Raw genomic sequence first — 25,723 nt, forward strand, 5'->3', positions numbered from 1 at the left:
ATCGTCCGGTGGAACCCTTTCGTCCCGGCGGCCGCAGTGTTCGCGGCGGTCACGGCACTCGCGGCGGCCGCGGCGTTCGAGACGCCCGGCGGCAGCCGCGCGCAGCGGGGTACCGGGACGAGGAGTCGCATGACGGTCCATGAATCGGTGGTCGACGCGATCGGCGGGACACCGCTGTTCCGGCTGGCCCGGCTCGGCGCCGGCCTCGCCGCTCCGGTGTACGCCAAGGCGGAGTTCCTCAACATCGGCGGCAGCGTGAAGGACCGCGCCGCGCTGTCGATGGTGCTGGCGGCCGAGCGGGACGGCCTGCTGCGGCCCGGCGGGACGATCATCGAGGCGACCTCCGGCAACACCGGGATCGGCCTCACCATCGTCGGCCGCCGGCGCGGCTACCGGGTGATCGCCGCGGTGGCCGACCGGGCCGCCGTCGAGAAGTCGGACATCCTGCGGGCCTACGGCGCGGAGGTGGTGCTCGCCCCGACCACGGTGCCCGCCGAGCACCCGGACCACCTGTTCAACGTGGTGCGGCGGCTCGCCGAGGAGATCCCCGGCGCCTGGCTGGCCAACCAGTACGACAATCCCGCCAACCCCGACGCGCACGTGCGGACCACCGGCCCCGAGGTCTGGGAGCAGACCGCGGGCCGGGTGACCCACTTCGTGGCCGGAGTCGGCACCGGCGGCACCATCAGCGGCACCGGGGCCTTCCTCAAGAAGGTCTCCGGCGGCAGCGTCACGGTGGTCGGCGCGGACCCGGAGTCCTCCTGCTACGGCGGTGGCGACGGCAGCCCCTACTTCGTCGACAGCATCGGCCACTTCCTCCACCCCGGCACCGCCGAGGACCGCTGGCCGGACTCCTACCACCGCGAGGTCGTCGACGGCTTCGAACGGATCCCCGACCGGGAGTCGCTGCTGACCGCCCGGCGACTGGCCCGCGAGGAGGGACTGCTGGCCGGCCCCTCCTCGGGCACGGCGGTGGCGGCCGCGCTCCGGGTGGCGCGCCGGCTCGGTCCGGAGGACCTCGTCGTGGTGCTGCTGCCGGACTCCGGCCGCTCCTACCTCTCCAAGCTGTACAGCGACGACTGGCTGCGCCGGTGGGGATTCCTGGAGGAGCCGCGAAGCGCCGACGACACCGAGCCGACCGTCCGGGCGGTGCTGGACGCGGCGGCCGGTGGGCCGGCCCGGCCCGGCGGGTGGTCGGAGCTGTCCGGCCGGCCGGCCGCGGTCGCTTCGGACGCCTCGCTCGCCGAGGCCCTGGCCGTGCTGCGCGGGGTGCCCGGCGGCGTCGCCCCCGTGGTGCTGGCCCGCCCGGAGCGCCCGTACGGGATCAGCGCGACGGAGGTGCTCGGCTCGCTCTCCTCGGCCGCCGTCGAGCGGGCGGTCGCCGAGGGCCGGGCGGCGCCGGACGGCCCGGTCGCCGGGCTGCTCGGCCCGGCCCTGCCGACGGTCGGCGTCGGCCAGCCGCTCTCCGAGGCCCGGGAGGCGCTCGGGCCCGGTCAGGACGCCGCGCTCGTCCTGGTCGACGGCCGGGCCGTGGCCCTGGTGCACCGGAGCGAACTCGGGGCCTGACCGCGGGTGGCGGCGCGGAGCGGCCCTCCCGGAAGAGGGTTCTGCGAGAGCTGCCGCTGCCGCGGGGCCGCCGACGTGCTGCGGACGACCGACCACGCCGCCGGCTTCGAGTGCGGCCTGCGGGTGCCGATCGAGGGGCGCCGGAGCGCGCTCGCCCGGGAGAAGGCTTCCGGCCCGGTGATCCGCTAGCGTGATCCGCCATGCGAACCCTTGACTCCGGCCGGACCGCGCTCGTCCTGGTCGACCTGATGGACCGGATCGTCGCCCTTCCGCTGGCCCCGCGCCCGGGGGCCGACGTCCTCGCGGTGTCGCTGGAACTGGCGGCGGACTTCCAGGCCGCCGGCGCCCCCGTCGTCGCCCTGCGCGTCGAGCGCCCGAACGTCGCCGAGCAGCCGCCCGGCAGCGCGCTGGTCCCGGAGGTGGCGGCACTGGCCGACGCGGTGCTGGTGAAGCGGACCATCGGGGGTTTCCACGGCACCGGGCTGCACGAGCTGCTTCAAGCGCGCGGGGTGGACACGCTCGTGTTCGCCGGCATCGCGACCAACCTGGGGGTGGAGTCGACCGCCCGGGCGGCCGCCGACCACGGCTACGAGCTGGTGTTCGTCGAGGAGGCCCTGGCGGCCCTGACGGAGGCGGAGCACCGGTCGGCGGTCGATCTCGACCTGCCCCGGTTCGGCGAGGTGGTCGAGCGGGGAGCCGTCCGCTTCGGGTGACCGGGCCGCACCACGACACCGCCGGCCCGGAGGCCTCGGGTCAGCCCTGGGCCCGGGCCGACTCCAGGGCCTCGCGCAGCCGTCCGCCCGAGGCGGCGAGCAGCCGGCCGGCGGTCGGCGCGTCCACTCCGGCGAGCACGACCAGGACGGCGTCCTTGGCCTCGCCGCGGGTGGCGGCCAGCGCGCTCCGGACCGTCTCCTCGTCCGCGCCGGTGGCGGTCGCGACGATCCGCTGCGCCCGGTCACGGAGCTTCGCGTTGCCCGCCCGCACGTCGACCATCAGGTTTCCGTAGGTCTTGCCGAGGCGGACCATGACGGCGGTCGAGAGCAGGTTCAGCACGAGTTTCTGCGCGGTGCCCGCCTTGAGCCGGGTCGAGCCGGCCAGCACCTCCGGGCCGGTCTCCACCTCGATGCCCAGCTCGGCCGCCGCCACCAGGGCGGAACCCCGGTTGCAGGCCAGGCCCACGGTCAGCGCTCCCGTCGCGCGGGCCCGTCGGAGCGCCGCCACCGTGTACGGGGTCCGGCCCGAGGCGGAGACGCCCACGACGCTGTCGGCCGCCGTCAGTGCCAGCGCGTCCAGGTCGGCGCGGGCGAGGTCCGGGCGGTCCTCCGCGCCCTCGACGGCACCGACCAGGGCCGCCGGCCCGCCCGCGATCAGGCCCACGACCTGGCCGGGGGCGGTGTTGAAGGTGGGCGGGCACTCGCTCGCGTCCAGGACGCCGAGCCGCCCCGCCGTGCCCGCCCCCGCGTACACCAGCCGCCCGCCGCGGGCCATCCGGGCGGCGATCGCCTCGGCCGCGGCGGCGATCGGTTCCAGCTGCCCGGCCACGGCCTCGGCGACGGTGCGGTCCTCGGCGTTCATCAGCCGGACGAGGTCGAGGGTGGTCATCCGGTCGATGCCGGACCACTCGGGGCGCACGGCCTCGGTCGTCGGTCCGCCGGTCGGTCCGCCGGTCGTGCCGCCGGTCGGTCTGCCGGTCGTGTCGCCGGTCGTGCCTCCGGCTGTACCGGCCGGGCCGGTCGTGGTGCCGGGCGCCGCGTCCGGTGGGAGGTCGCTCTCCATGAACGCTGTCTCCCCCGGCGCGCGTGCCGCCAACCCGGACGGGCGGGTCGGCGGGTCGGCCGGGGTCGGGCCTTCCGTCGTCCGGCGGGTCAGGCCATCCAGAAGAAGACGGCCGTCATCCGCCGTTCCTCCAGCGGGATGCCGTAGTAGCCGGTGGCGCTGTGGATCAGGTTGGCGCGGTACAGGAGGAGCCGGTTGTAGCGGTTGGGGACGCGGACGTCCTCGGTGAAGGCGTCGCCCGGGACGCGCCGGGTGCCGAGCGCGTCGACGAGGTTGTTGTGCGGCGCGTCGACGAGGTTGCCGCCGAGGCGTCCGCCCGGGAACTGCTGGCGGTAGAAGCTGGTGCCGGCCTCCTTGGGGGCGCCGGGGCTGAGGTAGAGGACGGCGGCGTAGCGGCAGAGCGCCCGCGAGTCGGTGTGGGGCCGGGACTCCGACTCGCCGGCGCCGACCAGCTGGACGCAGTTGTGGTTGAGCGTGCCGCCGCCGGGCGTGCTCTGGACCCAGAGCCCGGAGGCGCCGGTCGCCTTGCGGACCAGCGCCTCCACCCGGGCGAGCTCGGCCGGCTCCAGACCCGGCATGGTGCGCAGGCCGGGCCAGGTCTCGGGCCGGTAGGGGTAGCCCTCGGTCCAGTCGCCCCGGGCCAGGCAGCGTTCGCGGACCGCGTCCGGATCGGGCAGCACGTCGTCCAGCACCCAGTAGTCCCGGCCGGGGGTGGGCTTGCGGTAGGGCAGGACGGGCAGGGCGGTCCGCCCGATGGGCTGTGGGGGCATGCGCCGACCATAGGGTCGGGGCCCGCCAACGTTCTGCCGTGAACAGGTCAACCTTTCGTCAAGTGCCGGGACCAGCGCTTTTCCGCCCCCGGGCCCCGGTCCGGCAGCGCCTCACGGCCGGAGGCGGTTCAGCACCGGCCGTCGGCCAGGACGAAGTAGCCGGGCCCGGTCTGCTGCAGCGTGTGGGTCGTGAAGGTGTTCCAGAGGCCCATGGCCTGTCCGGACCCCAGGGCGAAGGTCAGGCCGCCGGACTGCGTCGCACGGCCCGCCTTCACCTGGTCGTAGTTGCTGTCCGTGAAGCACTGCGGCGCGCCGCCGGCGGTGGTGACCGTCAGTCCGGCGGAACGGGCGCCCACGACACCCGCCGGGTCGACGGCGGCCACCGTGTAGGTGTACGAGGTCCCGGGGCTCAGCCCGAGGTCGGTGTGCGAGGTCCCGGTCGGGGCGGCCACCCGTACGCCGTCCCGGTACAGCAGGTACGAGGCGGCGCCGGTGGTGGCCTGCCAGCCGAGCGCGACCGAATCCGGGCCGGTGGCGGTCGCGGTCAGGTCGGTGGGGGCGGGCAGCGAGGGCGTGGTCGGGCCCGCGCCGTCCAGGCCCCAGAACTGCGCCGTGTAGTAGCTGGAGCAGATGGTGTCGAGGAAGTAGGCGCCGGTCGCCCCGCACTGGTCGGCACCCGGGCCCGGGCTGACGGCGAGTCCGTGGCCCATGCCCGCGACGGAGTACAGCGCCACGGCGGGCCGGCCGCTCGCGTCGTCGTAGACGGACTGCGTGGTGCCGCCCGGCAGGCTCCGGGTGGTGGAGGCGTTCTGGCCGATGCCCCACACATCCGTCCACTGGTCCCGCAGCTCGGTGCCGTTCACCGGTTTGACGGTGGTGTCCGCGGTGCCCTGCCAGATCGCCACCCGGGGCCACGGCCCGGTGTGGCCCGGATAGGCCCGGCGGACCTTGTCACCCCACTGGGCCGGGGTGAGGCGCTGGTCGTTGTTCTGGCACCCCGAGGCGGCGCTCTGGGTGGTGGCACAGTGCGCGGGCAGGCCGGAGTCGATCGCCCCGCCCGCGAACACGTCCGGGTAGTCGGCCAGCAGGTCGGCCGCCATCGCGCCGCCGGCGGAGAGGCCCGTGACGAACACCCGGTGGCCGTCCGAGCCGTAGAGCGCCCCGGCCTTGGCGACCATCTCGACCACCGATCGGGCCTCGCCCGCGCCCCGGCCGTCCTTGGCGGCGTCGAACCAGTTGAAGCAGGAGAGGCTGTTGTTGGCGGTGCCGGTCTGCGGGAACACCACGGCGAAGCCGTACCGGTCGGCGAACGTCGTCCAACCGGAGTTGCGGTAGTAGTCGCCGGCGGTCTGCACGCAGCCGTGCAGCGCCACCACCAGGGGCGCACCGGCCGGCAGGCCCGCGGGGGTGTAGGTGTACATCGCCAGATTCCCCGGGTTGCTGCCGAACCCGGTGACCTGCTGGTAGGTCCCGCCCGCCACGTCGGCGGCCTCGGAGCTCGCGGCGCCCGAGCGGTCCTCGGTGGTGGCGGCAGAGGCCGGCGTGGCGGCGGCGAGTGCCGCCACGGCCAGCAGGGCAGCCCCGGTGCGGCGCGCGAGTCGCCCACCGCGGCGGGGCGGTCCGGTGGGGCGGGGCGGGGCGGTGAACGGCGGGGCGGGCGCGGCAGAAGCGGGATCGGAGGCGGGACCGGAGCCGGCGGACCTGGTGGGCGAGGTGGACCCGGGTACTGGCAACAGCGCCATGGGGGGACTCCTGGGTGGGGGAGGAGTTCGGTGGGATGCCGTGCAGCGTGGCGCGTCCGGCCGCCGGGAGGTATGTGACGGTCACCCGCCCCCGCCCGGCCCGTCATGTCCGGCGGCGCCATTGGCGTCGCCGCCGCGGTGCGAATCGCAGTTGAGCGGGACGGGCGGAGCAGGCAGGTTGGTCCCATGAGCACGCACGAATTCCACGAAGAGAAGCCCGTGCCGGACGAGGCGCTGCGCAGCCGTACCCACCACTGGCAGGCCGGCCCGCCGGTCTCCCGGTTCTCGCACCTGACGGGGGAGGAGATCCTGCACGAGATCCTCGCGGGCCGGATCCAGCCGCCGTCGATGTCGAGCACGCTGGGCTTCGGCCTGGTCGACGCCGGGCCGGGCCGGGCGGTCTTCGAGGGCGAGGTCGGCGACCACCTCTTCAACCCGATGAACACCATTCACGGCGGCTACCTCGCCACCCTGCTCGACTCGGCACTCGGCTGCGCCGTGATGAGCCTGCTGCCCGCCGGCACCGGGTACACCACCACCCAGTTGAACGTGCACATGGTCCGCCCGGTGTTCGCCGGTTCGGGGAGGCTGCGGTGCGAGGGCATCGCCCTGCACGTCGGCCGGACCCTCGCGACGGCCGAGGCGCGGGTGGTCGGGGTGGAGGACGGCAAGCTGTACGCGCACGGGAGCACCACCTGTGCGGTCCTGGCCCCGCGTCCGTCGGCATGACGCAGCGGCCCCGGTCCGCTTCGGCGGCCGGGGCACGGGAGGAAGGGGCGCGGTGCGGGTGTCTCAGAGCGCGGCGGCGAGCACTCCGCACAGGGCGAGGAAGCCGCAGATGCCGAAGTTGACCAGCTTGTGGGAGAGGAAGACGGCGGCGAACTCGCGGATCGTCGCGCTCGGCCAGTAGTACGCCGCGGTGGGGGAGCCGAACACCTGCCCGGTCACACCGGTCTTCCGGGCCGTCAGAGCGGCCCGGAAGGCGTGGAAGTTGTTGGTGACGATCACACAGCGGTAGCCGGGCTTGGCCTGCTCCATGATCACCTTGGAGAGGAGCAGGTTCTCCTCCGTCGTGCGCGAGCGGTCCTCGCGGACGAGGTGCGCCTCGGGGAAGCCGCGCCGGACGAGGTAGTCGGCCATCGCGTGGGACTCCGGCAGCTTCTCGTCCGGCCCCTGCCCGCCCGAGGTGATCAGCACCGGTGGGTTGCCGCGCGCGGCCTGCTTCTCGTACACCTCGCGACCCCGGTCGAGCCGGCTGGCCAGCAGGGGCGGCACCCGGTCGCCGCCGATCAGGCCGGAGCCGAGCACCACGACGAAGTCCACGTCCCGGCGCGGCCGGTGACGGCCGTACAGGAAGGCGTAGCCCACGAAGCAGACGAACAGGAAGGAGATGTAGCCGACCACCAGCACGGCCGTGCCGGCGAGGACGCCCAGCCGGTACGAGCGGGTGAGCACCGCCGCGACGAGCAGGGTGATCACCGAGAGAATGCCGAGCCCGGCGAGCAGGGAGAGCAGGTTGGCGGGGCGCCTGCCCTCCTTGCGGACCATGGTCAGGCCGTTGGCGATCAGGAAGCCGACGAGTGCCAGCGTCCCGATCGCCGGCAGCAGGACGATGGCGACCGCCGCCAGCTCGACGACCAGCGTCGGGGCCTTGCGCAGCTCGGCGAGCAGCGCCAGCGCGAGGAAGGAGACGGCTATGCCGAGCAGGACGGCATTGCTGAACCGGCGTCGGTCGCGCAGGACCCCGATCCCGCACAGGACGAAGAAGAGGGCCGCTGGGGCGTAGGCGATCATGCTCGTATCGTAGGGGGCCGATCGGGTGGCCAGGAGTGCACCGCGGGGCCGCGCTTCCCGCCTCCCGCACGGGAGGTCCGGCGGGCTCACCCGGCCGTTCGGCCGGCCCCGGAACCGCCGGCCGGCCCGGTCGGTTCGACCGGCGCGGGGGCGGCACCCGCCGGCTCGGTCGTCGCCGTCGCCGTCGCCGTCGGCGTGCTGCGCCCGACCCGGCGCACGCCCGGTACCGCCGCGGTGCCCACGCACGCCAGCGCCACCAGCGCGGCCGCCACCAGCAGGGGGACGGTGCTGCCCCAGGCGTCCGCCGCGAGCGGGGCGAGGGTGTACCCGAGCGGGGCGGCGGCCAGCGAGAGCAGCCAGTCGTAGGAGGTGACGCGGGCCAGGACCTGGGCGGGGAACTCCTGCTGAACCGCCGTCTGCCAGACCGGGTTGAGGAAGCCGAGACCGGTCATCGCGAGCGCGTAGCAGACGACCGTCACCGGCGCCGGGGCGGCCACCGCGAGGGCCGCCAGGGGGAGCGCGTACAGGGCGAGGCCGAGGTTGGCGATCAGCACCGGTCGGCTCGGCCGGACCTTCCCGGCGAGCAGCGATCCGGCCAGCAGACCGAGTGCGCCGGCCTGCGTCATGGCGATCCAGACCCCGTCGCCGCCCAGGTCCCGGGTGGCGATCAGCGGGCCGAGGGTGAGCAGCACCGCGGCGGCGCCGTTCCAGGTGCCGTGCGCGATCAGGCTGGTCCAGTACCAGCTCCGCGAGCGCAACTCGCCCCAGCCCTCGGCCAGCTCGGTGAAGAGCGGGCGGCGCTCCGCGGGGGTGTGCCGGACGGTGATCCTGGTCAGGAGCGCGGCGCTGACGACGAAGGAGGCGCCGTCCAGGACGAAGGCCCAGCCGGCGCCGGCCGTGTACACCAGGACTCCGGCCAGGGCGGGGCCGCCCAGTCGTGCCGCGTTGCTGACGGAGGCGAGCAGCGCGTTGGCCCGCATCCGCAGGGCCTTCTCGACGGTGCCCGCGACCAGTGGGGAGGCGGTCGGGAGGGCGAACGCGGAGGCGATGCCGCCGAGCGCCTCGGCGGCGGCGATGTGGGCCAGGCTGGGCTCCCCGCCGATCAGCTCGACCCCGACGAACAGCTGGGCGGCGGCCCGCACCAGATCGGTCGTCAGGGCCACCGCCCGGGGGTTGAAGCGGTCCCCGACCACGCCGCCCAGCGGGAGCAGCAGCAGTCGCGGCACCATGGCGCAGCCCAGGACCAGGGCCAGCGCGCCGGAGGAGCCGGTGGCCCTGGTGATCGCGATGGCGAGGGCGGCGGGGACGATCGCGTCGCCGAGGGTGGAGATGGTCCGGCCGAGGAAGAGCAGCCGGAAGTCGGGGAGTCTCAGTGGATGGGTCACGGCGGGAACTATATTTCGGTACCGAAGTTTCGGCAACGAAATATCTTCCTCATTTCGCCGGACCCTAGACTCGACCCATGGAACACCCCGAGCGACCAGCCGACGAGAGACGTGACGAGCCGGGGGGCGAGTCCCACGGTGAGGAGCGTGACCGGCCGCGGGGCGGGGAGGGCGACCGGCCGCGCGACTCGACCGACGGCCATGTCGAGCGCTGGCTCCCGGTCCTGCCGCGGCTCGACCCGGACATCGAGGGCGCCGTCACCCGGATGACCAAGCTCCTGCGGCACCTGGGCCGGGTGCGCGAGCAGAGTCTGGCCGACTACGGCCTGCAGAAGCACGAGTTCGACACGCTCCACGTCCTGGCCGGGAGGGGCGGTCGGGCCGTGCCGTCCGATCTGCGCGACGACCTCGGTCTGGCGCCCGCCTCGGTGACCGGCCGCCTGGAGGCCCTGGAGCGGCGCGGGTTCATCGTCCGCACCCCCTCCGTCGAGGACCGGCGCCGGGTCGACATCGAGCTCACCGGGGCCGGTCGGGCCGCCTGGAGCGAGGCGCTGGACGTCGTCGGTCGCGAGGAGCGCCGCCTGGTGGGCGTCCTGGCGCCCGACGAACGCCGCCAACTCTCCGACCTGCTGCGCCGGGTCCTCCTGGCGGCGGAGACGCCCGGGCCGGGTGGGATGCGGGCGGGTCGCTCGTCCCTCCACTCGTGAGCGGCCGCGGCCCGCTCCTGCTCGAAGCGACGGAGCCCGAACGGGCGCCTCTGCCGACGCCACCCGCTCCGGCTGGACGGCTCGGTGGGCCGGCCCCCTCTCCTCCATCATCGGCGTGCCGCGCGGCAAGAACAAGACTGCACATTTCAGGCGGCGACCGGGACCATGGTGGGCATGGCCTCCCCTTCCTCGGACGCTGACACGCGTGGAGAACCCGCCGATCCGCTGACGCACGTGCGCTGGATCGCCGGCGGCACGGCTGCCGGCAAGAGCACGCTGGCCCGGATCCTGGCCGACCGGCACGACATCGCCGTGTACGACGGCGACCGCGCGGAACACGACTGGTTGGCGCGGTGCACGCCGCAGCGCCACCCGCGCCTGGCCGCCCTGCGCGGAGCGCCCCCGGGTGGTATGTGGCGGGGCCGCACCGCCCGGCAGGTGTTCCGGGCGATGGCCGGCCTGCACGGAGAGACCGTCGGCCTCCTGGTCGAGGACCTCCTCGCCCTGCCCTCCGACCGCGTCGTCGTGGTCGACTACTTCGGGATCCTGCCCGGTCACCTCGCGCCGCTGCTGCGCCGGCCCGACCAGGCCGTCTTCCTCCTGCCCACACCCCGGTTCCGGCGGGACGCCCTCGCCGCGCGCTACGCGGACCCGGCCCGTGCGCGCGCCACCTGGGGCGGCGACGACCCCGAGGCCGCCCTCGCCGCACGCCTCGGACGCGACGCCCTCTGGGACGAAGAGGTCCGCAGGCAGGCGGACGGCCACGGGTTCGACACCGTCACGATCGACGGCGGTGTTCCCGTCGCCGACCTGGCCGCTCGGGTGGCCGCTCGGTTCGGGCTGGATCCCGGGGCATGAGCTCACCCGGCCGGCGCGCGTCCCGGCCGAGGGGTCGGGGTGGAGGGTCGTCGTGGTCAGTGCCGGGCGGGCCCGGCGAACCGCTCGATGGCCGCGAACACCGCCGCGCCCATGGCCGGGCTCCCGGTGTGGCCGGATTCCTGAATGACCGTCAGTTCGGCGTCCGGCCAGGCCTTCGCCAGCTCCCAGGCGGTCCTCAGCGGTGATCCGAGGTCCAGCCGGCCGTGGATCAGTACACCCGGGATGCCGGCCAGTCGTCCGGCGTCGCGCAGGAGTTGGCCGTCCTCCAGGAAGGCGTCCTGCGCGAAGTAGTGCGCGGTGATCCGGGTGAAGGCCATCAGCGCGTCGCTCGGGCGGTCGGAGTAGGCGTTCGGCTTCCCGAGCGACTCGTGCGCGATCACCGCGTCCTCCCAGGTCGCCCAGGACCGCGCGGCCTTGCGTCGGACGGCCTCGTCGGGGCTGTTCAGCAGCCGGCTGTACGCGGCCACCAGGTCGCCGGTCCGCTCGGCGGGCGGCAGCGCGTCGCGGAACGCCTCCCAGGGGCCGGGGAACAGGCGGCCGACGCCGCGGTACAGCCAGTCGGTCTCCTCGGGGCGGGTCATGGTGACCCCGCAGATCACGATCTCCGAGACCCGCTCGGGGTGGGCCTGCGCGTAGGCGAGGATCAGGGTCGATCCCCAGGAGCCGCCGTAGAGCAACCAGCGATCGATGCCCAGGTGTTCGCGCAGCCGTTCCATGTCGGCGATCAGATGGGCGGTGGTGTTGTGCTCCAGGCCGGTCGCCGGGTCGGAGGCGTGCGGCAGGCTCTGCCCGCAGCCGCGCTGGTCGAACAGCACCAGGTGGTAGCGCTCGGGGTCGAAGTACCGCCGGCTGCCCGGGTTGTGCCCGGATCCGGGCCCGCCGTGCACCACGACGGCCGGCTTGCCGGCCGGATTGCCCGAGGCCTCCCAGTGGATCCGCTGGCCGTCGCCGACCTCCAGCAGTCCCTGCGCGTACGGCTCGCCGATCGGGTACGTCTCGGGCACGACCGAAATCCTCCTGGGCGATCGCCGGCCGACGGCGAACCGCGGCGAGCGGCGGTGAACGGACGGGATGCCGCGAGGCTACCCGCCCGGCCCACCGTCCGTCGATCACCCGTTCTTTCCGGCCCCGGCCCCGGCCCCGGCCCCGGCCCCGGTCCCCGCCCCGGGCGGTGGGCAGGCGCGACGGGTGCCCGCCGTGGGCACCCGGTCGCGTCGGTCGGCGGTCATCGCCCGGTCGCCTCCACGGCCGCCTGGGCGGCGCGCGCCAGCTCCCGGCGCGGCTGCCACCGGTCCGCCGGCCGGCCGGTCCGGGGCACGGGGGCCGGTATCGGGGGCAGGAAGGTCACCTCGGCCACCAGGCCACGGACCGACACCACCCGGGCGAGCGAGGCGAGCAGGCCGTCCTCGCCGACGAAGGCGGGCGCGCTGGTCGCCCGCCCGTCCGCGAGCCGGTAGCGGACCGTCACCGGCTGCACGGGGGCGCCGGCCTGGACGGCGGCCTCGAAGAGGGCCGGGCGGAACCGGCCGCTCTCCCGCCCGCACCAGGTCGACCCCTCGGGGAAGACGACCACGGGGCGGCCCGCGCGCAGCAGTTCGGCGACCGCGGCGACCGTGCCCGGGAGGGCGCGCAGCCGGTCGCGGTCGAGGAAGACGGTGCCGCCCCAGGCCACCATCGGGCCGAGCACCGGCCAGTGCCGGACTTCGGTCTTGGCCAGCGAGCGGCCGGGTCGGCCGGCCGCGATCAGCGGGATGTCCAGCCACGAGACGTGGTTGGCCACCACCAGGACCCCGCCGCCGGCCGGGGGCCGGGCGAGCCGGACGGAGACCCCCAGCGCGCCCAGCAGGGTGCGGGCCCAGAGCCGGACCAGCCCGTCGCGGAGCCCGCCGGGCAGGGCCCGCACCGACGGGGTGAGCGCCAGGCCCGTCACCAGCACGACCAGGAAGGCGGCAAGGCGGAGGACGCGCCGGGGGAGCGCCACCACCGGGCCGGGCTCGGTGAGACAGGTCTCCGGCGTGCAGGGGGCGGTCGGCAGCCAGACGCTCATGAGACCGGTCCCGGCGCCGGTTCCGTACCGCGGGGCGCGGCGGGCCCGGCGGCCGGGGCCGGCGCGGCGAGCCCGGAGAGGAAGTGCCGCAGGTAGCGCGGGTCGGTGCGCTCCAGCGACAGCAGCACGTACAGGTCGGCGGTGGCGAAGTCCGGGTCGTGGGCGGGCGCGCCGCAGACCCAGGCGCCCAGCCGCAGGTACCCGCGGAGCAGTGCCGGCAGCGCGGCCCGCTCGGCCCGCGGCAGGCCGGTGGGGTCCCACGGCCGGTGCGGGCTGACCCGGTACTCCTCGGGGGCGAGGTGCTTGGCGCTGACGGTGTCCCAGACCCGGGCGGCGGTGGCGCCCCCGTCGTCCAGCGGGATCGAGCAGCAGCCGCCGACCCAGGTGTTGCCGGTGTCGGCGAGGTAGCGGGCGATGCCGCCCCACATCAGGTTGATGACGGCGCCGTTGCCCCGGTGGTCCGGGTGGATGCAGGAGCGGCCGAGCTCCACCAGGCCGTCGCGGAGCGGGGCCAGGTTGCGCAGGTCGAACTCGCCGTCGGAGTAGAGCCGCCCGGCCCGCCGCGCGGCCTCGGGGCGCAGCAGCCGGTACGTCCCCACCACCGGACCGTCCCGGCCCTCGCGCACCAGCAGGTGGTCGCAGAACTCGTCGAACGGGTCGACGTCCAGCCCCGCCACCGGGCTGTGCAGCAGGGCGCCGAGCTCGGCGGCGAAGACCTGGTGGCGCAGCAGCTGGGCGGCCCGCACGTCGTCCTCGTCACGGGCGAGCGCGACGGTGTACGCGGGCGCGGGCGCCGTGCCGAGGAGGGCCGGCGCGGGGACGGTCGGCGCGGGGACGGTCGACGTGGGGGTGGCCGACGCGGGGGTGGCCGGGGCGGTCAGCGGGCGGCCGGCGGTGGGCCGGTCCGGGAGCGGGGCGGGGAGTACCGAGGTGTGGCCGGGGGTGACTGCGGGCGGAGCGTACGTGGGGACGGTGGTCATGGCGGACCCTCCAGGGCGGCACGGACGACGGCAGCCACGGAACGCCGTGGCACCGGCCCGCACTGCTCGGTCGTGGGGCGTGCGAACCGGTATCCGTATGTTTCTCCGCATCGGCTGGCGTCCACGTTGCGGTTCGGCGGAGCGCAGATGTGCACCTGCTGAATGGGGCCACTCACCGTCTGCCGGACACCTGTTCGGTGCGCGGGCGCCACCGTATGCTCCGCTCCATGGGGTGGAAACCGGGCGCGGCGCGGCGGCGGAGCATCGCCGCGGAGCTGCGGGACGTCCTCCGGGTGCAGGTCCAGCTGGCGGTCGCGCTGCTCCTGCTCCACCTGCTGGCGAGGCTCGTCGGACTGCCCACCTCCCCCTGGTGGATGCTGGTGGCGGCGATGGCCGGCGCGCTGCAGGTCACGTCCGACCGGTGCTGGGAGGAGGACCGGAGGCGGAGCACCCTCGCCTTCGCGATGCTGGTCGCCCCCGTGGTGGGGATCGTGCCGTTCCTGGCGGCCGGTGCCGCCCTCGGCTGGGACGAGGAGGCGACGGACGCGGCCCTGCCCCCGAGCACGGTCGTCGGCCTGCTGTTGGCGTCGCACGTGCTGCGCCTCGCCCACCTGTCCCGCCTCGCCCGCCTGTCGGGCCCCGGGCCGAGGGGCTCGCAACCCGCGGGCCGGAGCACGGCGGCCCCGGTCGGGGAGGCCGGGGAGACCGGGGCGTCGGCCGGTGACGAGGGGGCGGGCCCCGGCGCCGAGGGGCGGGCCCCCGGCGCCGGAGCACCGGGGGCCCGTCGCGGCGCACCGGACGCCGGGAAGCGCTGACGCCTCAGAAGGCCTGCCAGCCGGACGGGTCCACCCCGCCGGGGACGGCCTCGGCGGGACCGTAGGGCTCGCGGGTGAGGACGAAGGAGCCGATGTCCAGGTGGCTGACCGAGCCGTCGGCGGACCGGACGATCCGCAGCGTCTCGCCCGCGTAGTAGTTGTCCAGCCCCGTCCAGGTGCCGTCCGGCTCGGCGCGGAACCGGGAGCTGCGGGTGCCGCCGGTGAGCGGTGCCAGTTCGAGGCCGCGGTCGGCCTTCAGCCGCAGGGTGAGCCCGGCGGCGCCCCAGTACCAGGGCCCGGTGAGCGCGAGCAGCTCCTCGTCGACGGAGGACAGCGGACGCCAGGGCTCGGGCAGCCGGGGTTCGTGCTCGGCGGTGAGGGCGATCAGCTCCGCCGCGACCCGCGGGGTGCTGCCGCCGCTGGTCGCGTTGGCGAGCGCGATCGCCGCCAGGCCGTCCGCCTCGCTGACCCAGAGCCCGGCGGTGAAGCCCGGCATCGAACCGGTGTGGCCGTACAGCACCCGGCCCTCGTGGCGCAGCAGCTGCAGCCCGAGCCCGTACCCGCCGGACCAGTTCTCGCCTTCCGGGCCGGTGGCGGGCCGGCGCATCTCGGCGATGGTCCCGGCGGCCAGCACCTTCGGGTCGCCGCCGGCCAGGAAGGCGGCCCACCGGGCCAGGTCGGCGACGGTCGACCAGAGCTGCCCGGCCGGTGCCATCAGCCCGGTGTCGGTCAGCGGCTCGGGCAGCATGACGTCGGCCCAGGGGTGGACGGCGAAGCCGCCGGCGTGCGGGTGTTCGGGCAGCAGGGTGGTGCGGTCCATCCCGAGCGGCTCCAGGACCTCGCGGCGCAGCACCTCGCCCCACGGCTCGCCGCGCAGGCGCTCGACCAGCGCGCCGAGCAGGGCGTAGCCCGGGTTGGAGTAGTGGTGGAGCCGCCCGGCCGGGTGCTTGCGCGGGTGTTCGCGCTCCAGGACGTCGGCGAGGTCCGGGCGCAGCGAGCCGTCCGTCCGCTCCCACCAGGGCGCCGGGGTCTCGGAGGCCAGGCCTGCCGAGTGGGCGAGCAGCTGGGCGACGGTGGCCCCGTCGGCCGGGGTGCCGGGCAGGTGCCGATCCAGCGGGTCGGCCAGGTCGAGCAGGCCCTCGTCGCGGAGGCGGAGCACCAGGACGGCGACGAAGGTCTTGGTGAGCGACCCGATCCGGTACTGCACGTCGGCGTCGGGCGCATGACCGTCGACCATGCTGCGGGCACCGCTCCAGACCAGCCGGCCGTCCCGCACGACCGCGGCGACCAGGGAGGGCGTGCGGCCCTCGGCCTGCGCGACCGCGATCCGGTGAAGCAGCGCGCGGCGGGTCGTGGGGAGGAGCTCGTCGTACTGGTCGGTCATCTGATCCTCTGATTCGTCTGATTCGTCTGATGGAGCGGCTGATCAGGTGTGCCGGGCGCCGGGTGGTCGACCGTCACCGGGTGTCGCCGGACAGGCCGGTCGGCGCCTTCAACCTACGTCGGCCGCCTGCCGCTTTTCACCTCCTTTCCCGGGGCGACCCGGACCGTCCCGCCTGCCGTCCCGCCTGCCGCGTCGATCCCGGACCGAATCCCGCAACACGCGGCGCCGGTGACGATCAGTCGATTGCCGGTCGGCGCAGAGTAGCCTCGGCTCGACCATGACAAGCCGGCTCACGCGGCCGCCCCTCCGAGGCCGGCCCGGGGCAGCCGGCTCCAGCGATGGGAATCCTGATGAGAGCCTGGCTACGGGCAGTCACTGCGGCTGCCCTCGTGACCTTTCTGTCCCTGCCCGCACTGAGCACCGACGCGGCCGCGGCCGACGACGGACGCGGCCCGGACCACTCCGGCCGGTGCGCCCCCGGTGTCCCGGTCGGCCCCGGCGGCGACGCCTTCTACGAGCCCCCGTCCCCGCTGCCCAAGGGCCACCACGGTGACCTGATCTGGGCCCGGAGCATCGAGGCGCCCGACCACGCCCGGGCCTGCAAGATCCTCTACCGCTCGACGCTGCACGACGGCACCCCGGTCGCCGTCTCCGGCCTGGTGGCCTGGCCGACCGGCGCGGTCCCGCGCGGCGGGCGGAACGTCGTGGCGTGGGCCCACGGGACGGTCGGCGGGCCGCGCCAGTGCGCGCCGTCCGCCGCCCCGAACCCGGCCCGGGACCTCGTCGACTACTTCAGCTACCAGAGCCCCTTCTCGATCGACGTCGGCGTGCCCGCGCTGACCCAGTTCCTCGGCGGCGGCGACGTCGTGGTGGCGACCGACTACCAGGGCCTGGGGACGCCGGGCGTCCACCAGTACGTGGTCGGCGCGACCGAGACGCACAACGTCCTGGACTCCGTCACCGCGGCGCAGCAGATCCGGTCGGCCCACGCGGGCAACCGCACGGCCGTCCTGGGCTGGTCGCAGGGCGGCGGCGCGGGGCTGTTCGTCGGCCAGGACGCTCCCGGCTACAGCCCGGACCTCGATCTGGTCGGCGTGGCGGCCCTGGCTCCGGCGGCCGACCTGGGCCCGCAGTTCGCCGGCCTCGTCCCGCCCGGTCCGCGCAACGAGTCCTCGGAGGCGCACAACGCGGCGCTGCGGATCAACGTCTACCGGGGCTTCCTGGCGGCCTACCCCGAGCTGCGCGCGACCGACGTGCTCCAGCCGGCCGGTCTCCAGGCGCTGGAGGGCGACGGGGTGGCGTGCATCGAGCACTTCGCCGACGTGATCCAGAACAACGTGGCCGACAACCACCAGCTGGACACGCTGTTCAAGCCGCTGCGCGACGTGCCGGAGGTCTGGAGCCGGCGCTTCTACGAGAACACCCCGGGCTACGCGACCACGGTGGCGCCGGTGCTGGTGATGCAGGGGACGGCGGACACCGTCATCAACCCCCACTCCACCGACCAGTACATCAAGCGGGCCTGCGGCTTCGGCCAGCCGGTCGAGTACTCGAAGTACCAGGGCGCGACGCACAACACGATCCCCTTCGAGGCGCAGCAGGAGTACCTGGCCTGGATCGCCGACCGTTTCGCCGGGAGCGCGGCGCCGTCCAACTGCTGACGCGTCGACGTCCGCCGCGCCCGGCCGCCCCGGCGGCCGGAACGTGCCGTGACCGGAACGTGCCGTGACCGGGGCGAAGGCCGAGGTCGGGGCGAAGGCCGCACAGGCTCACGGGTTCCCTAGGGACCCGGGGTCGTGCGGCCTTCGGCGTTCTCCGCCCGGGGCCCGTTCACCACCCTGCCCACCGGCCGCTCGTCGTCCGGTCGCCGGCTGCTCACCGTCCGCTCGCCGGACGGTACTTGACAGCATGAATTGGTCCAGTCCATTTTGGGCTCCTCCCCGCACCTCCACCCCCACACCCCCACTGGAGGTCACCGGTGCTCAAGCGCACCCGACTGCCCGCCGTCGGCGCGGCCGCCCTGCTCGCGGCCGCCGCCGCGTTCACCGCGCCCACCGCCGCCCACGCGGCGAACCAACTCGCCAACCCCGGCTTCGAGACCGGCTCCCTGTCCGGCTGGTCCTGCACCGGCGGACTCGGCTCGGTGGTCTCCACCCCCGTGCACGGCGGCGGCAAGGCGCTGGCCGGCGCCGCCACCGCGAGCGACAACGCCAAGTGCACGCAGACGGTCGCCGTCCAGCCCAACACCACGTACTCGCTGTCCGGTTGGGTCCGCGGCAGCTATGTGTACCTCGGTGTCACCGGCGGCGGCTCCGCCTGGACCTCCGCCGCCGACTACACCAGGCTGAGCGTCTCCTTCACCACCGGCGCCACCCAGACCAGCGCGGAGGTCTACCTCAACGGCTGGTACGGCCAGGGCACCTACTACGCCGACGACCTGAGCCTGGACGGCCCCGGCGGCGGCACCCCCGCCGACACCCAGGCGCCCACCGCCCCCGGCAACCTGCGCAGCACCGGCAAGTCCGCCGGCAGCGTCACCCTCGCGTGGGACGCCGCCACCGACAACGTCGGCGTGAGCGGCTACGACGTGTACCAGGGGGCCACCAAGGTCGCCACGGCCACCGGCACCGGAGCCACCGTCAACGGGCTGAGCCCCGCCACCGCGTACAGCTTCACCGTCCGGGCCCGCGACGCGGCCGGCAACACCTCCGGCTCCTCCGCCGCCCTCGCCGTCACCACCGACCCGGGCGGTGGCGGCACCCCGACCGGGTTCAAGCAGGCCGCGCCCTACCTCTACAACGGCTGGGGCAACCCGCCCGCCGCGGCGACCGTCATGAACGCCACCGGCATCAAGTGGTTCACCCTCGCCTTCGTCCTCGCCCAGAACGGCTGCAACCCCAGCTGGGACAGCCAGCGGCCGCTGCTGAACGGGGTCGACCAGGCCACCGTCAACGCCGTCCGCGCGGCCGGCGGCGACGTCGTCCCGTCCATCGGCGGGTGGAGCGGCAACAAGCTCGGCCCCAACTGCGCCACCACCGCCGACCTCGCCGGCGCCTACCAGAAGGTGATCGACGCCTACGGCCTCAAGGCGATCGACGTCGACATCGAGAACACCGACGAGTTCGAGAACACCGCCGTCCAGGACCGCATCCTCGGCGCGCTCAAGATCGTCAAGCAGAACAACCCCGGTCTGCGCACCATCCTGACCTTCGGCACCGACACCACCGGTCCGACCTACTACGGCAACCGGCTGATCGAGCAGTCCAAGGCGCTGGGCGCGGACATCGACGTCTTCACGATCATGCCGTTCGACTTCGGCAACGCCTCCACCGACATGTACGCCGCCACCGTGAGCGCGGCCGAGGGTCTGAAGGCCAAGCTCAAGTCCACCTTCGGCTGGGACGACGCCACCGCCTACGCGCACATCGGCATCTCCGGCATGAACGGCCTCAGCGACACCAACGAGGTCACCACCGTCCAGAACTGGACCGCGATCCGGGACTGGGCCAACGGCCACCACATCGCCCGGCTCGCCTTCTGGTCCGTCAACCGCGACCGCGGCTGCGCCGGCGGCGGCCTCCAGGAGACCTGCTCCGGCATCGCCCAGAACGACTGGCAGTTCACCTCCGTCACGGCCGGCTTCACCGGCTGACACCCGCCCCGGACAGCCCGGCCCGGGCCTCCTCCAGGTGAGGGGCCCGGGCTGGGTGCGTCGGTACCACGATGCGGATCCGCGGTGAGAAGCCCCGGTGTCGAAGGGGGCCACCGCACTACCCGCGGATGTGCGGCCTCAGGAACTCGGGGAGGCGCCGCGTTGCGCTACAAGGTACTGGCGCACCAGCTTTCCCAAGAGGTCGCCCTGGTGCAGCCCCTCCCGGTAGGCCAGCCGCTCGAACTCCGTACGGTCGGCGTGATTCAGGAAGAGATCGCTGGAGCCGCCGTCCGCGTGACGGTTGCCGCAGCAGATCCGCCGGGTGCAGACGTCCTGGCCGTACTCCGGCAGCGCGGGCGTCTGCCACGGGAGATGCGGATAGGACCGCAGCTCGTCCGTGCACGCGTCGACCCGCCGCAGCAGGTCGTGCTTGTTCCGAGGCCTGGCCTCGGCGCCGTAGTGGTGGCGGAACCACTCGCGGCGGTCGAAGTCTCGGATCTCCCGCTGTGTCCGCTCGACCCGACCGAGGATTCCGCGGTGCACGACGGGCTGCATCGCCCGCCCCGGAAAGGCCTTCGGCTGCCGGTCGTGCATGTCCATGTCGACGACCCAGTCCCTGGCGCTGCGACCGCTCTTCCACAGATTGCACGGTTTGCAGGCGGGCATGAAGTTCCACCAGATGTCGGGCCCGTCCCCTGCGACGGGTTGCTCGTGATCAAGCGAGTGGGCGCGAGATCTTCCGCAGTAGACACAGAGCCCCCGGTGGGCGGTCATGACCATCAGTTGAATCCAGAGCTCGTGGTCACGACGTTGACGTTTGGCGGTGCCGGCTTGCTGCAGGCCCATGGGTAGCCTCCTACCACCATCGACGCTGGGTGATGGGAAGGTAGCAGCGGGTACCGACAGTCGGGCCGGCCGCTCAGCCCCGGGGCAGGGGCGGGAGGTCCGGGCGGTCGAGCCAGGCCGTCAACAGGGCGTCCAGGGAGTGATCGCGGTAGCGGGCCGCATGGGTGCGGAAGTCCGCGGTGGTGACGACGCCGTGGCGGTTGATGGTCGCCCAGTCCTTGAGCATCTGGAAGAAGGGGACGTCACCCAGGGCGACCCGGAGGGCGTGGACGGTGAGGCCGCCGCGCTGGTAGAGCCGGTCGTCGAACATCAGCTTCCGGCCCGGGTCGTCCAGCCGGAGGTCCTGGGAGAGACCGGACAGCAGGCCGTGCGCGGCCGCGGCGTGCACGGCGGCGGCCGGGCCGCCGGCCCGCTCCGACCAGAGCCACTCCGCGTATTTGGCGAAGCCCTCGTTCAGCCAGATGTGGCTCCAGTCGGCGATCGACACGCTGTTGCCGAACCACTGGTGGGCCAGCTCGTGGGCGATCAGCCGCTCGCGCTCCCAGCCCCCGCCGAGGTGGTTGGTGCCGAAGGTGGCGACGCCCTGCGCCTCCACCGGGACGTCCAGCTCCTCGTCGGCGACGACCACCGCGTACTCGCCGAACGGGTACGGGCCGAAGACCTCCTCGAAGAACGCCGTCATCTCCGGCTGCCGCCCGAAGTCCACGGCGAAGTCCGGGGCCAGCCGCGCGGGCACGTAGCCGGTCTGCCGGACGGCCGGGCGCTCGGCGAGCACCACCGGCCGGTACTGGCCGATCGAGACGGTCACCAGGTACGTCGAGGTGGGCGCGCTCTGCTCGTACACCCAGGTCGTGCTGGACGCCCGCGTCGTGCGGGCGAGCAGCCGGCCGCCGACCACCACGGTGTACGCGGACGGCGTGGTGACCGCTATCTGGTAGGTCGCCTTGTCGGCGGGCCGGTCGTTGCACGGGAACCAGGACGGGGCGCCGACGGGCTGGCTGGCGACCAGCGCGCCGTCGGTCAGCTCCTCCCAGCCGAGGCCGCCCCACGGGCTGCGCACCGGGCGGGGATTCCCGGTGTAGTGCACCTCGACGGTGAACGCGGCGCCGGCCGGGAGCGCCCTGACCGGACGGATCCGCAGCTTGCCGGCCCGGTGGGTGTAGCGGGCGGCCTTGCCGTCCACCAGGACCCGGCCGATCCGGAACTCGGCGAGGTCGAGCGCGAACTCGGGCAGCGCGGTCTCGGCGACGGCGCTGAGCCGGGCCGTACCGCCCAGCCGGTTGGGCCCGGGCCGGTAGTCCAGGGCGAGCTCGTAGCGGTGGACCCTGTAGCGGTGGTCCCCGCTGTTCGGGAAGTACGGGTCCGGGGCGGCGGTGGGGGTCGCCGAGGCGTGCTGGTGGTTCACCGGGCGGGATTTCACCGGGTCGTGCGCTCCCTGCGAGCTGGGGGACGTGGGGGTGGCGGGCGTGACGGGGACGGCTGCGGTCACGAGGTGGCCTGCCACACCTCGATCGGGTTGCCCAGCCACCGCGTGTCGGCGGGGACGGACTCGGCGCGCATCACCAGCGAGGCCGGGCCCAGCGTGCTGCGCGCGCCCACCGTGCTGCCGGGCAGCACGATGCCGCCCGGGCCCAGGGTGGCGCCCTCGCGGAGGATGACAGTATCCATCCGCATGATCCGGTCGTGGAAGAGGTGGGTCTGCACCACGCAGCCCCGGTTGATGGTGACCCCGTCCCCGAGGGTGACCAGGTCCGCCTCCGGCAGCCAGTAGCTCTCGCACCAGACGCCCCGCCCGACGCCCGCGCCGAGCGCCCGCAGCCACAGGTTCAGCACCGGGGTGCCCGGCACCGCGCCCACCAGCCACGGTACCGCCAGCACCTCGACGAAGGTGTCCGCGAGCTCGTTGCGCCAGACGAAGCCGCTCCAGAGCGGGTGCTCCACCGCCCGGAACCGCCCGACCAGCAGCCACTTCGCCGCCACCGCGACCACGCAGGCGGCTCCGCCGGCCGCCAGCAGCACCAGACCGGAGAGCAGCGCCGCCGCCACCGGCGACCAGCTCGCCGCCAGCCAGGAGAGCGCCGCGAGGGTCAGCGCGCCGAGCGCGCCGGACGCCAGTACCGGCAGCAGCCGGGCCACCTCCACCAGGCCGCGGGCCCAGAGCAGCCGGGCCGGCGGCTCGTAGGTGAGGCTCTGGTCGCCCTGGTCGGCCGAGCGCGGCAGCCGCATCGGCGGCATGCCCAGGTAGGAGCTGCCCTTCTTGGCCTTCTTCGGCGTCGCCGACAGCACGCCCACCAGCCCGCGGGCCGGGACGGCCCGCCCGGGAGCGGTCATCCCCGAGTTGCCGAGGAACGCCCGCTCACCGACCTTCGCCTCACCGAGCCGCAGCCAGCCGCCGCCCAGCTCGTACGGGGCGATCAGGGTGTCGTCCGCCAGGAACGCGCCGTCCCCGACGGTGGTCAGGCTCGGCAGCGCCAGCACGGTGGACACCTCGGCGCCCCGGCCGACCTTCATCCCCAGGGCCCGCAGCCACAGCGGCGTGACCAGACCCGCGTACAGCGGGAACAGGATCTCGCGGGCCTGGTCCATCAGCTGGGTGACCGTCCAGGCCTGCCAGCCGACCCGGCCGTGCAGCGGGTGCACGCCCGGCGCCAGCCCGATGCTCAGCAGCCGCACGGCCGCCACCAGCTGCGCCGCGTACACGGCGCCGTACGCCAGGGTGGCCGGGAGGAGGCCGAGCAGGGCGCCGCCGAGCGCGGCGCCGAGGCCCTCGCCGGGGCGGACGAAGCGGGAGAGCACGGCGAGCCCGGCGAGTGCGGGGAGCACCGGCAGCAGGCTGAGCGCGGTGCCGCTGGCGCCGAACAGCGCCGCCCAGCGGGCCTGCCGGGCCGGGCGGTCCTTGGGCCAGGTCCGCTCGGCGCGGCCCAGCTTGACGGCGGGCGCGCCGCCCCAGAGCTGGCCGGTCGGCACGTGCCCGGTGACGCTGGAGCCGGCCACCACGTGCGCCCGCTTGCCGACCCGGGCCCCGGGCAGCAGTGTCGAGCGGGTGCCGACCACGGCCCCCGAGCCGACCTTGACCGCGCCGACCTCCAGCCGGTCGCCGTCCAGCCAGTAGCCGCAGAGGTCGACCTCGGCCTCCACGGCGCAGCCCCGGCCCAGCTTGAGCATGCCGGTGACCGGCGGCAGCGAGTGCAGGTCCACCTCCGGGCCGACCTTGGCGCCGAGCGCCCGGGCGTAGCGGGTCAACCAGGCCCCGGACAGGGAGGTGGCGCCGCTGACCTCGGCCAGCCGCTCGGCGGTCCAGAGCCGCAGATGGGTGCCGCCGCCGCGCGGGTAGCGGCCGGGCCGCAGGCCGCGCAGCAGCAGCCGGGCGCCGCCGGCCGCGACGGCCAGCCGGCCCGGCGGGGAGAACAGCACCAGCGCGCCCGCGCCGACCGCCCACCAGGAGGCGGTCGGTGCCCAGGGGTAGTCGCCGAACCAGGCGAGCACGTTGCCGAGCGCGAGCAGGGCGACCGTCCAGCGCAGCCCGACCACGGTGAAGAGCGGGACCAGCAGGAGCAGCTGGAGCAGCTTGGCCCTGGTCGGCACCAGGGCGACCGTGCGGGTCTCACCGCTGTCCGCCGCCGACCGCTCCAGGTGACGGGCGAGCTTGCGCAGGGTCGGCTGCTGGTAGATGTCCAGCACGGCGGCGCTCGGGTAGCGGGTGCGCAGCAGGGTGGTGAGCCGGGCGGCGGCCAGGCTGCCGCCGCCGATGGCGAAGAAGTCCTCGCGCGGCCCGCTGATCGGCACCCCGAGGATCTCGGTCCACTGCTCGGCCAGCCAGGCCTCGGTGCCGTAGAGCTGCTCGGTGGGCCCGGTGGCCTCCAGGTCGGGCAGCGGCCAGGGCAGGGCGTTCCGGTCGACCTTGCCGGAGGTACGGGTGGGCAGGGAGTCCACCGGGGCGAGCAGCGGCACCAGGGCGGCGGGCAGCTCGGCGCGCAGCCGCTCGACGGCCAGCTCGCGGTCCCAGCCGTCCTTGGTGACCAGGTAGCCGACCAGCAGCTGGTTGCCGCCGCGCGCGGTGCGGACGGCGGCGGCCGCGCCGGCGACGCCCGGCAGGGCCTGCAGCGCGGCGTCGACCTCGCCGAGTTCGATCCGGCGGCCGCCGAGCTTGATCTGCTCGTCGCCGCGGCCGAGGAAGAGCAGGCCCGCGGGGTCGGCCTGGACGAGGTCGCCGCTGCGGTAGGCGCGGTCCCAGCCGAGCGAGGGCAGGGGCGCGTACTTCTCGGCGTCCTTGACCGGGTCCAGGTAGCGGGCCAGGCCGACGCCGCCGATGACCAGCTGGCCGGTGCCGCCCGCGGCGACCGGCTCGCCGGCCTCGTCGACCACGGCGAGGTCCCAGCCGTCCAGCGGCAGGCCGATCCGGACCGGGCCGTCGCCGGTGAGCAGTGCGGCGCAGGCCACCACGGTCGCCTCGGTCGGGCCGTAGGTGTTCCAGACCTCGCGGCCCTCGGTGACCAGGCGCTGCACCAGCTCGGGCGGGCAGGCCTCGCCGCCGAAGATCAGCAGCCGGACTTCGTTCAGCGCCTCGGCGGGCCAGAGCGCGGCCAGCGTCGGCACGGTGGAGACGACGGTGATCTCCTGCTCGGCGAGCCAGGGGCCGAGGTCGGCGCCGCTGCGCACCTGCGAGCGGGGGACGGGCACCAGGCAGGCGCCGTAGCGCCAGGCCAGCCACATCTCCTCGCAGGAGGCGTCGAAGGCGACGGAGAGGCCGGCCATCACGCGGTCGCCGGGGCCGATCGGCTCGTCCTGGAGGAACAGGGCGGCCTCGGCGTCGACGAACGCGGCGGCGTTGCGGTGGGTGACGGCGACGCCCTTCGGCCGGCCGGTCGAGCCGGAGGTGAAGATGATCCAGGCGTCGTCGTCGGGGGTCGGGCGGGTGTCCGCGGGCACGGCGGGCCGCGGGCCGCCGGTGAGGGTCAGGGCGCGGCCGGCCCCGAGCACGCCGGCGACGGCGGCCTCCTCGAAGACGAGCTGCGCGCGCTCGTCCGGGTCCTCGGCGTCCACGGGTACGTAGGCGGCGCCGGCGGCCAGGACGGCGAGGATGGCGATGTAGAGGTCGTTGGTGCCGGAGGGGACGCGGACGCCGACCCGGTCGCCCCGGCCGATCCCCGCGCCGGCCAGCCGGCGGCGCAGCTGCTCGACCTCGGCGGCGAGCGCGCGGTAGCCGAGGACGGTCTGTCCGTCGTCGAGGGCGGGCTCGTTCGGGTGGGCGCGGACGGCGGCGTCCAGGACGTCGACCAGGGTGCGCGGGGCCGGGGCCGGGCGTCCGGGGAAGAGGGCCTGCGGGGCCCGCACGTCCTGCTCTGTCTGGCTCGGTTCAGCTGTCATGGCAGCCGTGCGC

General features: G+C 74.9%; 20 protein-coding genes. 8 read left to right on the plus strand and 12 right to left on the minus strand.

Going from position 1 to position 25,723, the window contains the following annotated elements:
* The first annotated feature begins 129 nt into the window (after positions 1-129).
* Both ACWDRR_RS09260 and ACWDRR_RS09265 read left to right on the plus strand, forming a co-directional pair.
* Positions 130-1,566 (plus strand): pyridoxal-phosphate dependent enzyme, encoded by a 1,437-nt coding sequence (locus ACWDRR_RS09260; protein ID WP_449771549.1) that lies wholly within the window; start codon positions 130-132, stop codon positions 1,564-1,566.
* A gap of 200 nt (positions 1,567-1,766) precedes the next feature.
* Positions 1,767-2,279 (plus strand): isochorismatase family protein, encoded by a 513-nt coding sequence (locus tag ACWDRR_RS09265; protein WP_449771550.1) that lies wholly within the window; start codon positions 1,767-1,769, stop codon positions 2,277-2,279.
* Positions 2,280-2,319: 40 nt separating this feature from the next.
* On the opposite strand, the gene murQ is transcribed toward ACWDRR_RS09265, so the two are convergent.
* The 3 genes from murQ to ACWDRR_RS09280 all read right to left on the minus strand — a co-directional run bounded on the left by murQ (position 2,320) and on the right by ACWDRR_RS09280 (position 5,854).
* Complete coding sequence (murQ, locus tag ACWDRR_RS09270) at positions 2,320-3,342, minus strand: N-acetylmuramic acid 6-phosphate etherase (protein ID WP_449771551.1); 1,023 nt, start codon at positions 3,340-3,342, stop codon at positions 2,320-2,322.
* An 89-nt stretch (positions 3,343-3,431) separates the two neighbouring features.
* Positions 3,432-4,112: a DUF6445 family protein gene (locus tag ACWDRR_RS09275; RefSeq protein ID WP_449771552.1), complete on the minus strand. Its 681-nt coding sequence runs from the start codon at positions 4,110-4,112 to the stop codon at positions 3,432-3,434.
* A gap of 128 nt (positions 4,113-4,240) precedes the next feature.
* Positions 4,241-5,854: an extracellular catalytic domain type 1 short-chain-length polyhydroxyalkanoate depolymerase gene (locus ACWDRR_RS09280; protein WP_449771553.1), complete on the minus strand. Its 1,614-nt coding sequence runs from the start codon at positions 5,852-5,854 to the stop codon at positions 4,241-4,243.
* A 186-nt stretch (positions 5,855-6,040) separates the two neighbouring features.
* On the opposite strand from ACWDRR_RS09280, the gene ACWDRR_RS09285 reads away from it, so the two are divergent.
* Entirely contained in the window at positions 6,041-6,583 is a 543-nt protein-coding gene (locus ACWDRR_RS09285) for a PaaI family thioesterase (RefSeq protein ID WP_449771554.1), read from the plus strand.
* A gap of 63 nt (positions 6,584-6,646) precedes the next feature.
* Here ACWDRR_RS09285 and ACWDRR_RS09290 read toward each other — a convergent pair whose 3' ends face one another.
* Positions 6,647-7,648, minus strand: a complete 1,002-nt coding sequence (locus ACWDRR_RS09290; protein ID WP_449771555.1) for a YdcF family protein — start codon at positions 7,646-7,648, stop codon at positions 6,647-6,649.
* Positions 7,649-7,734: 86 nt separating this feature from the next.
* On the minus strand, positions 7,735-9,033 hold the full coding sequence (locus tag ACWDRR_RS09295; RefSeq protein WP_449771556.1) for an MFS transporter: 1,299 nt from the start codon (positions 9,031-9,033) through the stop codon (positions 7,735-7,737).
* Positions 9,034-9,110: 77 nt separating this feature from the next.
* Here ACWDRR_RS09295 and ACWDRR_RS09300 point away from each other — a divergent pair, with 77 nt between their 5' ends.
* Entirely contained in the window at positions 9,111-9,740 is a 630-nt protein-coding gene (locus ACWDRR_RS09300) for a MarR family winged helix-turn-helix transcriptional regulator (protein WP_449771557.1), read from the plus strand.
* 174 nt (positions 9,741-9,914) lie between these two features.
* Entirely contained in the window at positions 9,915-10,598 is a 684-nt protein-coding gene (locus ACWDRR_RS09305) for a hypothetical protein (RefSeq protein WP_449771558.1), read from the plus strand.
* 56 nt (positions 10,599-10,654) lie between these two features.
* On the opposite strand, the gene pip is transcribed toward ACWDRR_RS09305, so the two are convergent.
* The 3 genes from pip to ACWDRR_RS09320 form a co-directional block, all read right to left on the minus strand.
* Positions 10,655-11,623, minus strand: a complete 969-nt coding sequence (gene pip, locus ACWDRR_RS09310) for a prolyl aminopeptidase (RefSeq protein ID WP_449771559.1) — start codon at positions 11,621-11,623, stop codon at positions 10,655-10,657.
* Between the two features lie 221 nt (positions 11,624-11,844).
* On the minus strand, positions 11,845-12,666 hold the full coding sequence (locus ACWDRR_RS09315) for a lysophospholipid acyltransferase family protein (protein ID WP_449771560.1): 822 nt from the start codon (positions 12,664-12,666) through the stop codon (positions 11,845-11,847).
* Complete coding sequence (locus ACWDRR_RS09320; protein ID WP_449771561.1) at positions 12,663-13,646, minus strand: GNAT family N-acyltransferase; 984 nt, start codon at positions 13,644-13,646, stop codon at positions 12,663-12,665. Before ACWDRR_RS09320 ends, ACWDRR_RS09315 begins: the two co-directional genes overlap by 4 nt.
* Positions 13,647-13,873: 227 nt before the next feature.
* Between ACWDRR_RS09320 and ACWDRR_RS09325 the strand changes: the two genes are divergently transcribed.
* Complete coding sequence (locus ACWDRR_RS09325; protein ID WP_449771562.1) at positions 13,874-14,461, plus strand: hypothetical protein; 588 nt, start codon at positions 13,874-13,876, stop codon at positions 14,459-14,461.
* A gap of 4 nt (positions 14,462-14,465) precedes the next feature.
* On the opposite strand, the gene ACWDRR_RS09330 is transcribed toward ACWDRR_RS09325, so the two are convergent.
* Positions 14,466-15,845 carry a serine hydrolase domain-containing protein gene (locus ACWDRR_RS09330; protein ID WP_449771563.1) on the minus strand — a complete coding sequence of 460 codons (1,380 nt, stop codon included), beginning with the start codon at positions 15,843-15,845 and terminating at the stop codon, positions 14,466-14,468.
* 389 nt (positions 15,846-16,234) lie between these two features.
* On the opposite strand from ACWDRR_RS09330, the gene ACWDRR_RS09335 reads away from it, so the two are divergent.
* Together ACWDRR_RS09335 and ACWDRR_RS09340 are read left to right on the plus strand one after the other, a co-directional pair.
* Positions 16,235-17,506 (plus strand): lipase family protein, encoded by a 1,272-nt coding sequence (locus ACWDRR_RS09335; protein WP_449771564.1) that lies wholly within the window; start codon positions 16,235-16,237, stop codon positions 17,504-17,506.
* A 317-nt stretch (positions 17,507-17,823) separates the two neighbouring features.
* A complete protein-coding gene (locus tag ACWDRR_RS09340; RefSeq protein ID WP_449771565.1) occupies positions 17,824-19,497 on the plus strand; it encodes a carbohydrate binding domain-containing protein in 1,674 nt (557 codons plus the stop codon).
* Between the two features lie 138 nt (positions 19,498-19,635).
* Here ACWDRR_RS09340 and ACWDRR_RS09345 read toward each other — a convergent pair whose 3' ends face one another.
* The 3 genes from ACWDRR_RS09345 to ACWDRR_RS09355 form a co-directional block, all read right to left on the minus strand.
* The gene (locus ACWDRR_RS09345) at positions 19,636-20,343 is read right to left on the minus strand and encodes an HNH endonuclease (RefSeq protein ID WP_449771566.1); all 708 of its coding nucleotides are present in this window, start codon (positions 20,341-20,343) and stop codon (positions 19,636-19,638) included.
* Between the two features lie 73 nt (positions 20,344-20,416).
* On the minus strand, positions 20,417-21,748 hold the full coding sequence (locus ACWDRR_RS09350; RefSeq protein WP_449771567.1) for a M1 family metallopeptidase: 1,332 nt from the start codon (positions 21,746-21,748) through the stop codon (positions 20,417-20,419).
* Between the two features lie 80 nt (positions 21,749-21,828).
* Positions 21,829-25,710, minus strand: a complete 3,882-nt coding sequence (locus ACWDRR_RS09355; protein WP_449771568.1) for a Pls/PosA family non-ribosomal peptide synthetase — start codon at positions 25,708-25,710, stop codon at positions 21,829-21,831.
* Positions 25,711-25,723 lie beyond the last annotated feature (13 nt).

The sequence above is a fragment of the Kitasatospora sp. NPDC003701 genome (assembly GCF_053587085.1).

What these genes read in the sequence shown, in the direction of transcription:
- ACWDRR_RS09280 (WP_449771553.1), bottom strand. Translation starts at nt 5,854, where the DNA reads ATGGCGCTGTTGCCAGTACCCGGGTCCACCTCGCCCACCAGGTCCGCC.
- ACWDRR_RS09355 (WP_449771568.1), bottom strand. Translation starts at nt 25,710, where the DNA reads ATGACAGCTGAACCGAGCCAGACAGAGCAGGACGTGCGGGCCCCGCAG.
- murQ (WP_449771551.1), bottom strand. Translation starts at nt 3,342, where the DNA reads ATGGAGAGCGACCTCCCACCGGACGCGGCGCCCGGCACCACGACCGGC.
- ACWDRR_RS09305 (WP_449771558.1), top strand. Translation starts at nt 9,915, where the DNA reads ATGGCCTCCCCTTCCTCGGACGCTGACACGCGTGGAGAACCCGCCGAT.
- ACWDRR_RS09330 (WP_449771563.1), bottom strand. Translation starts at nt 15,845, where the DNA reads ATGACCGACCAGTACGACGAGCTCCTCCCCACGACCCGCCGCGCGCTG.
- ACWDRR_RS09315 (WP_449771560.1), bottom strand. Translation starts at nt 12,666, where the DNA reads ATGAGCGTCTGGCTGCCGACCGCCCCCTGCACGCCGGAGACCTGTCTC.
- ACWDRR_RS09345 (WP_449771566.1), bottom strand. Translation starts at nt 20,343, where the DNA reads ATGGGCCTGCAGCAAGCCGGCACCGCCAAACGTCAACGTCGTGACCAC.
- ACWDRR_RS09320 (WP_449771561.1), bottom strand. Translation starts at nt 13,646, where the DNA reads ATGACCACCGTCCCCACGTACGCTCCGCCCGCAGTCACCCCCGGCCAC.
- ACWDRR_RS09260 (WP_449771549.1), top strand. Translation starts at nt 130, where the DNA reads ATGACGGTCCATGAATCGGTGGTCGACGCGATCGGCGGGACACCGCTG.
- ACWDRR_RS09325 (WP_449771562.1), top strand. Translation starts at nt 13,874, where the DNA reads ATGGGGTGGAAACCGGGCGCGGCGCGGCGGCGGAGCATCGCCGCGGAG.
- ACWDRR_RS09300 (WP_449771557.1), top strand. Translation starts at nt 9,111, where the DNA reads ATGGAACACCCCGAGCGACCAGCCGACGAGAGACGTGACGAGCCGGGG.
- ACWDRR_RS09285 (WP_449771554.1), top strand. Translation starts at nt 6,041, where the DNA reads ATGAGCACGCACGAATTCCACGAAGAGAAGCCCGTGCCGGACGAGGCG.
- ACWDRR_RS09290 (WP_449771555.1), bottom strand. Translation starts at nt 7,648, where the DNA reads ATGATCGCCTACGCCCCAGCGGCCCTCTTCTTCGTCCTGTGCGGGATC.
- ACWDRR_RS09275 (WP_449771552.1), bottom strand. Translation starts at nt 4,112, where the DNA reads ATGCCCCCACAGCCCATCGGGCGGACCGCCCTGCCCGTCCTGCCCTAC.
- ACWDRR_RS09265 (WP_449771550.1), top strand. Translation starts at nt 1,767, where the DNA reads ATGCGAACCCTTGACTCCGGCCGGACCGCGCTCGTCCTGGTCGACCTG.